The sequence below is a fragment of the Stutzerimonas stutzeri genome, assembly GCF_038561965.1.
Lineage (GTDB): Bacteria > Pseudomonadota > Gammaproteobacteria > Pseudomonadales > Pseudomonadaceae > Stutzerimonas > Stutzerimonas stutzeri_AA.
Window position 1 is genome coordinate 3,188,750 of record NZ_CP139348.1, and the last position, 14,128, is coordinate 3,202,877.

12 protein-coding genes are annotated in these 14,128 nt (G+C 62.3%); 9 read left to right on the forward strand and 3 right to left on the reverse strand.

What is annotated here, in order from left to right; translation table 11 throughout:
* Nucleotides 1-11: 11 nt before the first annotated feature.
* Nucleotides 12-974, forward strand: a complete 963-nt coding sequence (locus SM130_RS14450) for a PstS family phosphate ABC transporter substrate-binding protein (RefSeq protein ID WP_102825337.1) — start codon at nucleotides 12-14, stop codon at nucleotides 972-974.
* 10 nt (nucleotides 975-984) lie between these two features.
* Here the strand turns inward: SM130_RS14450 and ppk2 are convergent, their stop codons facing one another.
* Nucleotides 985-1,899, reverse strand: a complete 915-nt coding sequence (ppk2, locus tag SM130_RS14455) for a polyphosphate kinase 2 (RefSeq protein ID WP_423835165.1) — start codon at nucleotides 1,897-1,899, stop codon at nucleotides 985-987.
* A gap of 202 nt (nucleotides 1,900-2,101) precedes the next feature.
* Between ppk2 and SM130_RS14460 the strand changes: the two genes are divergently transcribed.
* Nucleotides 2,102-2,383: a peptidylprolyl isomerase gene (locus SM130_RS14460; protein ID WP_102825335.1), complete on the forward strand. Its 282-nt coding sequence runs from the start codon at nucleotides 2,102-2,104 to the stop codon at nucleotides 2,381-2,383.
* Nucleotides 2,384-2,473: 90 nt separating this feature from the next.
* On the opposite strand, the gene SM130_RS14465 is transcribed toward SM130_RS14460, so the two are convergent.
* The gene (locus SM130_RS14465; RefSeq protein WP_102825334.1) at nucleotides 2,474-4,069 is read right to left on the reverse strand and encodes a methyl-accepting chemotaxis protein; all 1,596 of its coding nucleotides are present in this window, start codon (nucleotides 4,067-4,069) and stop codon (nucleotides 2,474-2,476) included.
* On the opposite strand from SM130_RS14465, the gene SM130_RS14470 reads away from it, so the two are divergent.
* Nucleotides 4,068-4,319 (forward strand): hypothetical protein, encoded by a 252-nt coding sequence (locus SM130_RS14470; RefSeq protein WP_146029739.1) that lies wholly within the window; start codon nucleotides 4,068-4,070, stop codon nucleotides 4,317-4,319. The genes SM130_RS14465 and SM130_RS14470 overlap by 2 nt on opposite strands.
* A gap of 43 nt (nucleotides 4,320-4,362) precedes the next feature.
* On the forward strand, nucleotides 4,363-4,734 hold the full coding sequence (locus tag SM130_RS14475; RefSeq protein ID WP_102825333.1) for an STAS/SEC14 domain-containing protein: 372 nt from the start codon (nucleotides 4,363-4,365) through the stop codon (nucleotides 4,732-4,734).
* 13 nt (nucleotides 4,735-4,747) lie between these two features.
* Here SM130_RS14475 and SM130_RS14480 read toward each other — a convergent pair whose 3' ends face one another.
* Nucleotides 4,748-5,638 carry a CAP domain-containing protein gene (locus tag SM130_RS14480; RefSeq protein ID WP_102825332.1) on the reverse strand — a complete coding sequence of 297 codons (891 nt, stop codon included), beginning with the start codon at nucleotides 5,636-5,638 and terminating at the stop codon, nucleotides 4,748-4,750.
* Nucleotides 5,639-5,786: 148 nt separating this feature from the next.
* On the opposite strand from SM130_RS14480, the gene SM130_RS14485 reads away from it, so the two are divergent.
* The 5 genes from SM130_RS14485 to SM130_RS14505 all read left to right on the forward strand — a co-directional run bounded on the left by SM130_RS14485 (nucleotide 5,787) and on the right by SM130_RS14505 (nucleotide 14,119).
* Complete coding sequence (locus SM130_RS14485; protein WP_102825331.1) at nucleotides 5,787-6,521, forward strand: sulfite exporter TauE/SafE family protein; 735 nt, start codon at nucleotides 5,787-5,789, stop codon at nucleotides 6,519-6,521.
* 298 nt (nucleotides 6,522-6,819) lie between these two features.
* The gene (locus SM130_RS14490; RefSeq protein ID WP_102825330.1) at nucleotides 6,820-8,118 is read left to right on the forward strand and encodes a mechanosensitive ion channel family protein; all 1,299 of its coding nucleotides are present in this window, start codon (nucleotides 6,820-6,822) and stop codon (nucleotides 8,116-8,118) included.
* A 169-nt stretch (nucleotides 8,119-8,287) separates the two neighbouring features.
* Complete coding sequence (locus SM130_RS14495; RefSeq protein ID WP_102825329.1) at nucleotides 8,288-9,463, forward strand: efflux RND transporter periplasmic adaptor subunit; 1,176 nt, start codon at nucleotides 8,288-8,290, stop codon at nucleotides 9,461-9,463.
* The gene (locus SM130_RS14500) at nucleotides 9,460-12,627 is read left to right on the forward strand and encodes a multidrug efflux RND transporter permease subunit (RefSeq protein WP_102825328.1); all 3,168 of its coding nucleotides are present in this window, start codon (nucleotides 9,460-9,462) and stop codon (nucleotides 12,625-12,627) included. Before SM130_RS14495 ends, SM130_RS14500 begins: the two co-directional genes overlap by 4 nt.
* Nucleotides 12,620-14,119 (forward strand): efflux transporter outer membrane subunit, encoded by a 1,500-nt coding sequence (locus SM130_RS14505; RefSeq protein WP_102825327.1) that lies wholly within the window; start codon nucleotides 12,620-12,622, stop codon nucleotides 14,117-14,119. The genes SM130_RS14500 and SM130_RS14505 overlap by 8 nt, the downstream gene beginning before the upstream one ends.
* Nucleotides 14,120-14,128: the final 9 nt, after the last annotated feature.

Genomic DNA, 14,128 nt, shown 5'->3' on the forward strand with positions numbered 1-14,128 from the left:
GGAGCGACAGCATGCACGCCAATTCCGGCCCGCTTCTGCTGGTCAGCATTACGCTGGGACTGCATTTGGTATTGAACCCATCTGCGAGTGCCGCTGAGGCGACCAATCCCGGGTTGCTCATCGATGGCTCCAGTACCGTCTACCCATTGACCAGGGAAGCCATGCGCCGCTTTCAGCGCGCGCGGCCTGGGCATGCGATAGACGTAGCCTTTTCGGGAACCAGCGCGGGCTTCCGTCGCTTCTGTGCCGGCGAGACGGACGTCAACGACGCCTCCCGCGAGATGACTGCCGAAGAGCAAGCGCAGTGCGCGGAGAACGGGGTGCGCTATCGGAAAATCCCGTTGGCGATGGACGCGATTACCGTGGTGGTAAACCCGAGCAACGATTGGGCAGCACAGATTACCGTCGAGGAACTGAACAAACTTTGGGCTCCGGCTGCAGAGGCCAAGATCATGCGCTGGAACCAGCTGCGCGCGGACTGGCCGGATCGGCCGATCAAGCTGTTCGGTCGCGGCCAGGATTCGGGCACCTACGACGTCTTCACTGAAGAAATCGTCGGCAAGGCCCATCGCAGTCGTCAGGACTACACGGCCAGCGAGGACGAGGAGGAGCTCGCTGCCGGGATTGCCGGCGAACCCGATGCTCTCGGTTTCTTCGGCATTGGCGCCTATCACCGGCACTGGGATGCGTTGAAGCTGCTGGCCATCGACAGTGGCAACGGACCGGTGTATCCGACGCTGGCCACGGTCAGCAACGCGCAATATCGACCGCTGACACGGCCGCTGTTCATCTATCTCAATGAACAGAGCCTGCAGCACAAGCCAGTCACCAGAGCGTTCGTCCAGCACTATCTGGAAGGCTTGCCTGGCTGGATCCATTTCACCGGCTACATGCCGCTGCGCGCGGAAACCTACGCGCGCAGCCTTGAGTTGCTCGGCGAAGCGTCGACAGCGAGCCTGCCGGACGCCAGGTAAGCAGGATCGCTCAGTAGACGGCCGGGACGATCATGCTGTCCGGCACCGGGTTGCGCAGGTAGTCGGCGTTGTAAACGCGCTCGGGCAGTTTTACCGGCGCACGTTCGACTTCACCGTAAGGCAGCTGACTGAGCAGATGGGTGATGCAATTGAGGCGTGCGCGCTTCTTGTCGTCGGCCTCGACAATCCACCAGGGTGCATCCGCGATATGCGTGCGCTCGAGCATGATTTCCTTGGCGCGCGTATAGGCTTCCCAGCAGCGCCGGGATTCGAGATCCATCGGGCTGAGTTTCCACTGTTTCAACGGGTCGTGTATGCGCGCCAGAAAGCGCCGGTTCTGCTCGTCATCGGAGATCGAGAACCAGTACTTGATGAGGATGATGCCCGAGCGCACCAGCATCCGTTCGAACTCCGGCACCGAACGGAAGAACTCGTCGTATTCGTCGTCAGTGCAAAAACCCATCACTTTCTCGACGCCGGCGCGGTTGTACCAGCTGCGGTCGAACAGGACCATCTCACCGGCGGCAGGAAGATGGGAAACGTAGCGCTGGAAGTACCATTGGGTACGCTCGCGATCGTTCGGTGCTGGCAACGCCGCGACGCGGCAGATGCGCGGGTTGAGCCGCTGCGTTACACGCTTGATGACGCCACCCTTGCCCGCGGCATCCCGCCCCTCGAAGAGCACCACGACGCGCAACTTGTGATGCACGATCCAGTCCTGCAGCTTGACCAGCTCACCCTGCAATCGCAGCAGTTCCGAAAAGTACGCCCGCCGGGACAATCCCACGCCTGGCGGCTGCGGCAACCCCTCGCGTGCGATCAGGGCATCCATGCGCAGGTCGTCCAGCTCCATTTCCAGCTCTTCGTCGAGGCTGTCCTGAAACTCGTGCAACAGGTGTTGGTAGACATCGTGCGAGCTGCGCATATCGTCGGTCATGGCCGGCTTCCGGTAAGCGTGATGGAGCGCCACGCATAAAGGTGGCGCAAACTCACGCTAGCCAGCGGCGATGACGGGATCATGACCGAAGCGCTGCAGGCTCGACGCCGAGGATAAGCGGACGTCGGCGGCGCTTGAATCGTCGGGCAATTCCGGTAGGCTCGCACCTTTCTCATAGGAGTACGCCCAAATGGCTCGAGCCACCGCACGCCACATCCTGGTTTCCACCGAAGCCAAGTGCAATGAACTGAAAACTGCCATCGAAGGCGGCGCCGATTTCGCCGAGGTTGCCAAGGAAAACTCCAGCTGCCCGTCCAGCCGTCAAGGCGGCGACCTGGGTTCGTTCGGTCCCGGCCAGATGGTCAAGGAATTCGACACTGTGGTGTTCAGCGCCCCGATCAACGTCGTCCAGGGCCCGGTGAAAACGCAGTTCGGTTATCACCTGCTGGAAGTGACCAGCCGCCAGGACTGATCACGTTGTCTGTCCCTGCACCGAGGTGCAGGGACACTACTTGAAGCTGGATAGACGCCCGCCCCGCCCCCCGCTACGCCCGCACATTGATCACGACTCCAGACGGAAGCGCCCGGTCAGTGCCTTGAGCCCTTTCATGCTCTGCATGATGGTATTTCCCGATGCCGCGGTGTCGTGCGTGACGCCTGCCGCCTGATCGGCGACCTGGGCGATGCGCGTCAACGACTGGTTCATGTCTTCGGCAACCTGCGACTGCTCCTCGGCTGCCGTAGCGATCTGGTTGGTCATGCCGCGAATGGTCTGCACAGCGCCGACAATCTGCCCCAACGCGTGCTGGGCTGCCTCGATCTGCGTAAGCGTGATCGCGCTGCTCTGCCGCGATGCATCCATGGCGTGACCGGCGCGGGTCGCCTGGCTCTGCAGACGCTCGACCAGCACGCTGACCTCCTTGGCCGAGCTCTGAGTGCGGCTGGCAAGGCTGCGAACTTCGTCGGCAACCACCGCGAAACCACGACCCTGCTCACCGGCACGGGCAGCTTCGATAGCAGCATTGAGGGCCAGCAGATTGGTCTGCTCGGCAATCCCGCTGATCACGTTGAGTACCTTGCCGATCTCGTGACTGTCTTGCACCAGCTGCTGCATCACATCGGACAGACCGTCGACATGGCCGCTGAGTGTGCGGATGGCACCAACGGATTCGTTCATTACCGCGCTGCCGGAATTGGTTTCCTGCTCGGCAACGTCCGCAGCATTGGCGGCCTCAATGGTGCTCCGGGCCACCTCGTGCGAGGTCGCCAGCATTTCGTTCATGGCGGTAGCGACCTGGTCGATCTCAGCCTGCTGGCCTTCCACGTTGCGCGCGCTGTCGCCGGCCAGACCAGCCATGCGCACGCACTGCGCGTCGGCATCATCAGCGGCCTGCCGCACGCCCGTGATCATTTCGCCCACCTGCCTCAGCAAGCGGTTGTAAGCCAGCGTGATCAAGCCCATTTCATCATCGGCGTGACGCACCTGTAGCGGCGAAGAGAAATCTCCCTGGCTGACCTTCTCCAGGCGGCTGCGCAGCTGGTCGACCTGCAACATCAACCAGTTCATACCGGCAATCCGGCCCAGGATGACCAGCACCAGTATGCACAAGGTGGAACCCAGGGCGACCCAGAGTTGCTGCGAAGCGCTGCGATTGGTCTCTGCGGAGATAAGCGACACCACTTCATTGGCGGCGGCGAGAATGTCGTTGGAGTCGGCGGCGATAGCCTTTACATCGGCGCTTTGCCCTACGGCCAACGCCTGCACCGCAGGGCGGTAACGCTGCCATATCTGGTCGACACGCTGCAGGTGCGGCTGCGCGTTGGCCAGTTCCACCGGGGCGATACCCTGAGCACGGTCACCATTGAGCAACAGCCGATGCGACTGTTCGAAGCGCTGGATGGTCTTGTCGACATCCGCGGGGCTGCCAATGCCCTGCGCCGCCAACAGTGCTTCCTTCATCATTTTCTGGCTGAGCATGCGCTGCGCGCCGGCCATGTCGATCTGGCTGGCGTCCTTGCTCGACATGAACAGCACACCGGCCGTCAATGCCGCACAGAAGAAGATCAGGCTGTAAGAGAAGAAAAACTGATGGTTGATGGTACGTAGACCCAGCCCGCGTAAAAGGGACTGAATAACGTTCGCCAAGGTGCTGGTCATGGAGTATTCCAACTACAGGAAAGAAAGCGCCGCCAGCGTCCGAAGGCGTCGCACCTACCCCTGTTCTCGGCCGCTGCAAGAGCAACTTGATACCGTTTATCACCTATCTGAAAGCCCCGCCGCAGCTGGGTTTGCTATTTTTTTTCGCGCTCATTTTCCGGCGTTTCGCATGCTGATGCAGATCAACGAAAAACACCCTAACACGTCGTTTTTTTGGCCTGGATACGACACAGCGACTAAGGTCAGGTGACGCGGGGCGACTCGCAGATGATGGGACGACCGAGGATCAGGCCATGTTTCAGGTATCGCGCAGAGGCGAAAACCGCATCGATATCGACTTCTCCGGCAAGCTGGACAGCCAGGCCATGCGCGCCGCGCTGGACGACCTGTTGTTCAAATCAGAAGGCATCAGCCATGGCCAAATGCTCTTTCGCATCGGCGAGTTCGATCTGCCCACCCTTGGCGCGATCGGTGTCGAACTGTCTCGCTTGCCACACCTGTTCCGCTTCATCCGGCGCTTCGATCGCTGCGCGGTGGTATCTGGCAAAGAGTGGCTGCGAAGGGCCAGTGAGATCGAGGGCGCCATGATTCCAGGCCTGACAGTAAAAGCATTCGATGAACATCAGGGCGTGGATGCGCACAGCTGGCTGAGCAGCCTCGGCTGAGTCAGCGCTCCACCTAGCGAGGCGCGCCGAAGACCTGAGTCCAGTAGCTCATAGCGGCGCTGTCCTGATTCGTGGCATAAGCCGCGCCCATCTGCGTAAAGTCCGGATTCATGATGTTGCTGCAGTGCCCAGGACTGGCCAGCCACCCCGCCATCACCTGTTCCGCCGAGCCCTGCCCCGCTGCGATGTTCTCGCCGATTCGCTGCCAGGCATAACCGGCACGGCCGGCGCGGTCGCTCACATGGCTGCCGTCCGGTGCCTGGTGGCTGAAGTAGTCCTGCCTGGCCATGTCGCGGCTATGGGCCAGTGCAGTATCACCCAGCTTGGCATTCCAGCTCAGGGCTGGTGCCGACTCAAAGCGCTTGCTGCCACAATTGCGAGGTCTGGCCCGCACCTGGTTGACCTGTTGCAGGATATCCCTGCCGACTTGCTGCCAATCCCCGAGGTCAGGTGCCAACATGGGCTGAGCCAAGAGCACCTGCCAAGTGTTGCCCTTGTGCGAGACGCCGATCTCGGCGAATTCTTCGCTGCGCAGCGGCTCGCAGTACCGCTGCTTCAAGGCTCGCATGGCGGCCTGCGCATTCCTTGGGCCCGAAACCGAGATGGCCTGCAGCTTCGCTGGTCGGTAGCCCGACGCTTGCAAGGCTTGCTGCAGCTGCGCTCCGCTGCTCGCTGGCGTTATCACCAATGCTTCGTTGGGGGCCAGTGGTCCGGCTGCGCTCGGTTTACTGCCGCCACAGGCTTCGGTGGCTCCGCGGAATTCGTTGATCAAGCTCACCAATGGGTCGGTCTCCTGCGCGGCGGCCGGGTTTCCGAGGAAGGCGGTCGCTATCAGCACGGCGCCAGCCCCCAACGGAGCCGGGGTGGCCGGCCTCGCCTGTGCTTTCGAGTCATGAGAAGTCATAGGTCACCTGTAAGCCTGCGGTTAGTCATGCTGACCGCACTCGTCCGTCAGCGATCCACACGGTGAAGTCACCTGACGGCGGACAGCCCGAGCAAAGATGCGATGATTAAGGCAAAGCCGTATCTGACTTCGCACACGACCCGGCCCAATGACGCTCTCCGACTTTCTCCTCTTCGCCCTTCCGGCGATCTTTCTGACCGGCCTGTCCAAAGGCGGCTTCGGCGGCGCGCTGGGCGGCATTGCCGTACCGCTGCTGGCCCTGGCCATCTCCCCAAAACAGGCAGCGGCCGTCATGCTGCCGATCCTCTGCCTGGCGGATGTCGTCGGCCTCAGGGCGTACATCGGCAGCTGGGATGTAGCGAATCTGAAAGTGATGATGCCGGGCGCCCTGATTGGCATTGCGCTGGGCTCGCTGACCTTTGGCATGCTCGACGAACGCATGATTGGCCTGATGATGGGCGCCATTGCGGTAGGGTTCGTCGTACTGGGGCTTTTCTCGGGAAACAACAAGCCACGCCCTCTGCAACGCGGGCGCGGCACCTTGTTGTCTTCGATTGCCGGGTTCACCAGTTTCGTTGCGCACGCCGGCGGACCGCCGATCATGATGCACCTGCTGCCACAGCAGCTGGACAAGCTGCGCTACGTGGCAACGATCAACCTGTTCTTTCTAATGACCAACGCCATCAAGCTGATTCCCTACGCCGCGCTCGGCCAGTTCAGCCGCGAAAACCTGCTGCTGAGCCTGACGCTCGCTCCGGTCGTGCCGTTTGGTGTATGGGCTGGGCTCTGGCTGAACAAACGTATCAACCACACCTGGTTCTACCGAATCGCTCGCGTTGGCATGCTGGTAGCCGGGCTGCAGCTGATCTGGAAGAACCTGTAAGGCCCCGGCCAGACACAACGGCGGGGCGGCATTTCTGAACGTTCACCGCCGACCTCAGTCGGAAACAGTGAACCCGCTATGACGGAGTCCTCCCCATCCTGAAGTCCCGGGTAGCACCATCGGCATCATTTTTCTGATCGGCTTGCTGATCGTGATCGGCTTGTTTGCACTGGTGTTCTAACGGTCGTACCCATGCGGCCAGGGGGTTTCATACGCACCTGTGCATATCGGAAGAATCATCGACGGGCCGCCTCACTCATGGCGGCCCGCTCGTTTATGGCTCCAGACCCAGACGCCCATGATCAAGCTTTTTCGCCTCGCCAATACGCCCACTGCCTCGTTTGGCGCATTCGCCCTCGTGATCGCCACTCTGTTGTGCCTCGCGCTGCTGCCAGCGACGCGGACCTGGGCGCAGGAAAGCCTCGCAACTGTGCGCCTGGATGGGCGCGCACTGTTCCGCATCGGTCCGACCGAGGAGCTCGAGGCCAGGCCCCGTGCGCGACAGGTAGAGCGTCAGCTGGCCGCCGTGCTTGAAACGCCGCAAGGGGTCACCCCGGCACGCATTGCCCCGACCGAAACCGAAGACGACGGTCTGCAGATCAGCGTGGCGGGTCGACCGTTACTGGTAGTGTGGCCGGCCGATGCCGAGGCGAACGGACAACCGATCGACCGCCTCGCGCGTGACTGGGCCGCGCTGATCGACCGCGCGCTCGCGACTGCGGTACAACGCAGAGAGTCGGACCGGGGGCGATTCATTACCTCCGTTCAGTCCAGCGTTGAAACTGCATTTGCACGGCTGCTCGAATCGGCCATCAACATCATCCCGCGAGTGCTTGCCGCGCTGCTGGTGCTGCTGCTGTTCTGGGGCTTGGCCACCGCGGTTCGCGCACTGATGCGCAAATTGGCCAGCCGGCTGGCCAACGACCTGACAGTCGAAAACCTTGTGCACCAGGTGAGTTACTACGCGGTGTGGCTGCTCGGCATCATCGTAGCCGCGAGTGCCTTCGGGCTGGAGCCGAGCACCCTCGCGACCGGGCTGGGCCTGACCAGCCTCGCATTGGGTTTCGCCCTCAAGGACATCCTCTCCAATTTCGTAAGTGGCTTGTTGATCCTGACACTGCGGCCGTTCCAGCTGGGCGATCAGATCATCATTGGCGAAACCGAAGGCAGCGTGGAGCGTATCGAACTGCGCGCCACTCAGATTCGTACCTACGACGGTCGCCGGGTATTGGTTCCCAACGCCGAAACCTTTACTTCACGCGTGACCAACAACACCGCGGCGCCGGTCCGGCGCGGCAAGGTCGTCTGCACGCTGGGTTATGAGATCGACATCGAGGCGACCAGCAAGGTGATGCGCGAAGCCGCCCAGCGCACCGCCGGCGTGCTCACCACGCCGGAGGTCTCGGTGCGGCTCATTGACCTGGGCCAGACGCATCTGGTCTTCGACGTGCAGTTCTGGTGCGACTCGCGTCGCTCTGACTTCGTCGCCACCGCCTCCGAGGTACGCAAGAGCCTGGTTGCCGCGCTGCGCTCGGCTGGCGTCAGGCTACCGGACCAGGCACAGCAGAACGTCGTGGTGCATACACCAAAGCACTGACTTGGCGCAGCGGCCGCCTCGAAACACCTGCTTACCAATGTGCGGCGAGTGCTGATGCCAAGCGCACCTCTCAAGCACAAGCGCACCGGAACCGTGCCAGGCAGCAGCGGTCGAGTGTAGGTCAGCGCGCTATACCGCGGCGAAGACGGTGCAACAGAAGGCAGACCGAATGAGGCACTTACTGCTAAACGCGGTGCGAATCAGCGCCACGACGCTACTACTGGCGGCGTGCTCAGAAGACAAGACAGCCGAACAACCCACTTCCCCGCCACCCGAGGTGGCGGTCATAACAGTCGACCCACAGCCGATCGCCTACGTTATCGAACTTCCGGGGCGGGTCCAGGCCGTGCGCATTGCCGAGATTCGCGCCCGGGTTGGCGGCATCATCCAGAAACGACTCTATGAAGAAGGCACCGAAGTCGAGGTCGGCACGCCTCTGTTTCAGATCGACCCCCGCGAAATGCGCGCCGCACTCAAGGCGGCGCAGGCAGGCCTCGAACGTGCCCAAGCGACTGCTACCAATGCAGCCCAGGACGTTCGTCGCTACAAGGGTCTGGTCGCCAAACAGGCGATCAGCCAGCAGGAATACGACACCGCACTGGCCACGTTGCGCTCCGCTCGGGCTGACGTCTCGCAAGCTGAGGCCAACGTGCAATCGGCCGAGCTGAATCTGGAATACACCCTCGTCACTTCCCCCATCACCGGTCGCGCGGGTCGCGCCCAGGTCACCGAGGGCGCGTTGGTCAGCGCCAGCGAAGGCACGCTGCTGACCACCGTCGAGCAGTTCGATCCGGTGTACGTGAACTTCGCCCAGTCGAGTTCCGACCTGCTGGAGATTCGTGCGCAGCTCGCCTCGGGTGCGCTTGAGCTTCCCGAGAAAGGTCGTGTCGAGGTCCGGCTAATCTTGGAGAACGGCAGCGAGTACCCCCATCCGGGCTACATAGACTTCTATGCCATGAGTATCGACCAGAGCACCGGAACCGTGGGCGTGCGCGCCGAGTTTCCAAATCCGGACAAGTTGCTCCTGCCCGGCCAGTTCGTGCGCGCGCGCGTTAATGCAGGCACGCGCCCGAATGGCGTGTTGGTCCCACAACGTGCCGTGATGATCAATGACCGTTCGGCCCGAGTACTACTGGTCGGCGAAGACGATACGGTCGCCTCGCGGGAAGTGGAGCTGGGCGAATTGCAGGGCAGCCAGTGGTTCATTCGAAACGGTCTGAGTCGTGGAGATCTGGTAATCGTCGAGGGCGGTACCAACGTACGTAACGGTTCAACAGTACGAACCGTACCGTTCGAAGCCAGAGGGAGCCAGGAGCCGAACGCCCCTGCCGGGTCGAACCCATGACGCCAGCATTTTTCATCCGCCGGCCGGTATTCGCGTGGGTCATTGCCCTGGGCATCCTGCTCGGCGGCCTGCTGGCGGCTCGTTCGCTGCCCATCGAGCAATACCCAAGCATTGCACCGCCTAGCCTGCGCATCAGCGTCACGTACCCAGGGGCTGACGCGTCGGTGTTGGAAACCAATGTCACGCAGGTGATTGAACAGGAGCTCAACGGCGTCGAAGGCTTCCTGTACATGGACTCTTCGAGCCGCTCCAACGGTACGGCTTCGATCGAGCTGACATTCGAAGCCGGAACCGACATCGACATTGCCCAAATGGAGGTACAGAACCGCCTGAGTCGTGTCGAACCGCGACTCCCGGAGGAAGTTCGACGGCAGGGCATCCAGGTGTTCCAGGCGTCGCAGGATTTCCTGCTGATCATCTCCCTGTTTTCAGACAACGGCACCATGAGCACTTTGGAGCTCGGCCACTTCGCCACCACCCGAGTGCTCGACGAGCTGCGGCGTGTGCCGGGCGTTGGTGACATCCGGGAGTTCTACACCGCCTACGCCATGCGCATCTGGCTCAACCCAGACCGCCTGGCGAATTTCGGCCTTTCCGCGACGGAGGTATTGAGCGCGGTGCAGGAGCAGAACAGCCAGTCGGCTGGCGGCGCGCTGGGCGATTTACCGCTGGCCGAAGGAATCGAGATAAACGCGCCGCTGGAAACCCGTGGTCGCTTTACCACCCCGGAAGAGTTCGGCGCGATCATCCTGCGTGCCGGGCCGGACGGCTCGGCGATACGCCTGCGCGATGTGGCGCGGGTTGAACTGGGTGCGCAGAACTACACCTCACGCAGCGAGCTCAACGGCCAACCAGCGGCGGGCCTCGCCGTGCAGCTGTCGCCTGGGGCTAATGCGCTGGATAGCGCGCAGGCCGTCAAGCAAAGGATGGCCGAACTCGCTGAAGGCTTTCCCGACGACGTTTCCTGGACGGTGCCGTTCGACTCAACGCCGTTCATCTCGGCGTCCATCAAGCAGGTGGTGGTCACCCTGCTGCAGGCGATGGCGCTTGTGATCCTGGTGATGCTGCTGTTCCTGCAGAACTGGCGCACCACAGTCATTCCCACCATCGTCATTCCCATCACCCTCGCGGGGACCTGCCTTGGCCTCTGGCTGGCTGGCTTTTCAATCAACCTGCTAAGCCTGTTTGGCATGGTGCTGGCTATCGGCACCCTTGTGGACGACGCCATCGTGGTGGTGGAAAACGTCAAGCGGATCATGGACGAAGAACAGCTACCGCCTTACCAGGCCACGGTAAAGGCGATGGAACAAGTCACCGCCCCGATCATAGGTACGACCCTGGCACTGATTGCCGTATTCGTACCACTTGCGTTCTTTCCCGGCTCCACGGGCGGCATCTATCGACAGTTTGCGATCACGCTGTCGATTGCCGTGGGCACTTCCACGGTGCTGGCGCTCGTACTCACGCCCGCACTATGCGCGGCACTGCTCAAACCCAGTCAACCCGACGACGGCAAAACCGGTTTAGGGCAGCGCATTTTTGGGCCATTCAATCGCTGGATGGAGCGCACCACGGATCGGTACCACCACTCGGTGGGCGCGATGCTGGCCCGCCCCGTCTGGTTCTTGTTGGCTTTCGTCGGCCTGCTAGCGCTGACCGCGTTTCTCTACCTGCGGATGCCCAGCGCCTTTCTCCCGGACGAGGACCAGGGCTCGATCATGACGGTCATACAGGCCCCGCCAGGTGCCACGGCCGAGCGCGCCGAGGAAGCCATCAGTCAGGTCAAGGCGTTCTACGCCGAGCACCCGCTGGTGGATGACGCCATTACCGTCTATGGCTTCAGCTTCTTTGGCCAGGGCCAGGCGCACGCGATGTCTTTCGTTCGCCTCATCCCCTGGGACCAGCGTACCGACGAAGGCACTTCGGCACAGGAACTGGTGGGCGAAGCCATGGGCCGCTTTTCGCAGATCAAGGAAGCACGAGTGTTCGCCCTCAATCCGCCTTCGATACCTGGGCTTGGCGTGGCCGGAGGGTTCACCTTCAAGCTCGAGGATCGCGGCGGGCTGGGTTACCAGGCCTTGCTCGACGCGCGCAATCAGCTGCTGGGTAAAGCGAGCGAAAGTCCGGTCCTGCAAAACGTGCGACCTGAAGGGGCCGACGACGCGCCGCGTCTGCGGGTCAACGTCGATCGCATCAAGGCGCGGGCGCTGGGACTTTCGATCAGCGACGTCAACGCGACACTGGCGATCGCTTTCGGCAGCGCCTACGCCAACGACTTCAACCGTGACGGGCGGGTGTTGCAGGTGCTGCTGCAGGCTGATGCGCCTTACCGGATGACGCCGCAGGATGTGCTCGACCTCAAAGTCATCAACGATCAGGGCGAGAGTGTGCCGTTTGGCGCCTTTACCTCAGTTGAATGGACAAAGGGGCCGACCCAGCTACAGCGCTACAACGGCTACCCCGCCTTGACGCTGTCCGGTAGCGCCGCGCCTGGCTCCACGACCGGCCAGGCGATGGCCGAGATGGAGCGGCTGGCAACCGAACTGCCAGGCGGTTTTGGCTATGAATGGACGGGTGCTTCGCTGGAGGAACAGCAAGCATCCGGTCAGGTCGGCTTGCTGCTCGGCCTGTCGTTGCTGGTGGTGTTGATGGTGCTGGCAGCCCTCTACGAGAGCTGGACCGTGCCTATTGCGGTGTTGCTCGTAGTGCCTTTTGGAGCGCTTGGCGCCGTGCTGTTCGCAATGATTCGTGACCTTCCAGCAGACGTGTATTTCAACGTGGGCCTGGTCACCATCATTGGTCTGTCGGCAAAAAACGCGATCCTCATCGTCGAGTTCGCCATCGAGGAGGAAGGCCACGGCAAAAGCCTGAATGATGCAGTGATGAGTGCGGTGCGCCTGCGCTTTCGACCGATCCTTATGACCTCGCTTACGTTCATCCTCGGGATGTTGCCACTGGTGCTCTCGACCGGAGCCGGTGCGGCAGGCCGCATCGCTGTAGGTACCGGGGTCATGGGCGGCATGATCGTGGCGACGTTGCTGGGGCTGTTCTACATCCCGCTGTTCTATCTGTCCGTACGTCGCTGGCTAACCAAACGCCGGCCGCCGTCGGCTGAGGACAAGGCACTGCCGGTAGAGGAACGGGAGGGGCCAGGCCATGCGTAATTTCGCGGCTCTGTGTATCGCTGGGCTGGTTGCCGGCTGCCAGCTGGCACCGCCAAACGAGCGACCGCCATCGCCCATCGCGACACAATATCCCACCGACTATCAGCCGGCAGGCGGTGACCGGCAGGCGAGCGAAATCGGTTGGCGGGAATTCTTCGATGATCCACGGCTGCAGCTCTACGTCGAAACGGCGCTGCAGCGAAACCGCGATCTGCGCGTCGCCGTAGCGCGTATCGAGGAAGCGCGTGGCCAATTCGGCGTGCGAGGCGCTGATCGCTATCCGACTCTCTCCGCCACGGCCGATGCAAGCCGAGGACGATTTCCCATCGGCAGCGCAGCGGGCCAAGGCGCCGCCGGCGGGCCGGCAGGCGGCTCGGCCGGTTCATCTGGCGGCACGAGCGGCCAGATCACTGAGCGATTTTCCATTGGCCTCGGCATCTCGGCCTTCGAACTCGACTTCTGGGGCCGGGTGCGAAATCTCACGGAAGCCGCTCGCGCTGAGTACTTGTCGACGATCGAAGCGCAACGCGCATTCCACCTTTCATTGATTGCCGACGTGGCGTCGACCTACCTGGCGATACGCGGTGCCGAAGCACGCATGGACCTTGCCCAAGCCACGCTGCAAAGCCGCATCGATGGCCTGCGCATTGCCCAGGTGCGCTTCGATGCTGGCATCACCTCCGCCCTTGATTACAACCAGGCGCAAGCGCTGCTGACCCAGGCCAGAACCGAGCTGGCCAGTCTGAAGCTGCTTCGCGCCGAGCAAGTGAACTACCTGAACCAGCTCACCGGCGGCCCGCTACAGCGCGACCTGCCGGTTCCGTTACCGCTCGACGAACAGATCGAACCGCGTCAGCTCCAGGCCGGACTACCATCCGAACTACTTCTGCTGCGCCCGGACATTCTCGGTGCAGAGCATGACCTGCGCGCGGCGCGCGCCAATATCGGCGTAGCACGGGCTGCATTCTTCCCGCAAATTTCACTGACGGGCAGCTTCGGCTACATGTCCAGCGAGCTGAACAACCTGATCAGCCGAGACAACCAGACCTGGAGCATCGGCCCAAGCCTCTCCCTGCCCTTGTTCGATTTCGGCCGCACCCGCGGCAACCTGACTGTTGCCCAGGCACGGGAAGATGTCGCCGTGGCCGCATATGAAAGCACCATCGAAACCGCCTTTCGGGAAGTGGCAGACGCACTGGCGGGCCGACGTTACCTAGCCGAACAGGTTGCCGCGCAGGAAGAAAATGTCGCCACGCTGCGGCGCATCGCCAATCTAGCCCGGGACCGCTACGCCGAGGGCGTGGTTAATTACCTGCAGGTTCTGGATGCCGAGCGCAACCTGTTCGACGCGGAACAGGGATTCATCGAGGTCAAACGTGCGCAGGTGCAGAATCTGGTCAGCCTATATGTCGCATTGGGCGGTGGTCTGGAGTCCGCGTCAGCGCCGGACCAGGCCGGAACGAAGAGACGGGCAGCGGTCTCCACTCGCTAGGCCGGCCAC

Excerpts from the sequence above, each read along its gene's own strand:
- SM130_RS14450 (WP_102825337.1), top strand. The coding sequence starts at position 12 with ATGCACGCCAATTCCGGCCCGCTTCTGCTGGTCAGCATTACGCTGGGA.
- ppk2 (WP_423835165.1), bottom strand. The coding sequence starts at position 1,899 with ATGCGCAGCTCGCACGATGTCTACCAACACCTGTTGCACGAGTTTCAG.
- SM130_RS14460 (WP_102825335.1), top strand. The coding sequence starts at position 2,102 with ATGGCTCGAGCCACCGCACGCCACATCCTGGTTTCCACCGAAGCCAAG.
- SM130_RS14470 (WP_146029739.1), top strand. The coding sequence starts at position 4,068 with ATGGAGTATTCCAACTACAGGAAAGAAAGCGCCGCCAGCGTCCGAAGG.
- SM130_RS14465 (WP_102825334.1), bottom strand. The coding sequence starts at position 4,069 with ATGACCAGCACCTTGGCGAACGTTATTCAGTCCCTTTTACGCGGGCTG.
- SM130_RS14475 (WP_102825333.1), top strand. The coding sequence starts at position 4,363 with ATGTTTCAGGTATCGCGCAGAGGCGAAAACCGCATCGATATCGACTTC.
- SM130_RS14480 (WP_102825332.1), bottom strand. The coding sequence starts at position 5,638 with ATGACTTCTCATGACTCGAAAGCACAGGCGAGGCCGGCCACCCCGGCT.
- SM130_RS14485 (WP_102825331.1), top strand. The coding sequence starts at position 5,787 with ATGACGCTCTCCGACTTTCTCCTCTTCGCCCTTCCGGCGATCTTTCTG.
- SM130_RS14490 (WP_102825330.1), top strand. The coding sequence starts at position 6,820 with ATGATCAAGCTTTTTCGCCTCGCCAATACGCCCACTGCCTCGTTTGGC.
- SM130_RS14495 (WP_102825329.1), top strand. The coding sequence starts at position 8,288 with ATGAGGCACTTACTGCTAAACGCGGTGCGAATCAGCGCCACGACGCTA.
- SM130_RS14500 (WP_102825328.1), top strand. The coding sequence starts at position 9,460 with ATGACGCCAGCATTTTTCATCCGCCGGCCGGTATTCGCGTGGGTCATT.
- SM130_RS14505 (WP_102825327.1), top strand. The coding sequence starts at position 12,620 with ATGCGTAATTTCGCGGCTCTGTGTATCGCTGGGCTGGTTGCCGGCTGC.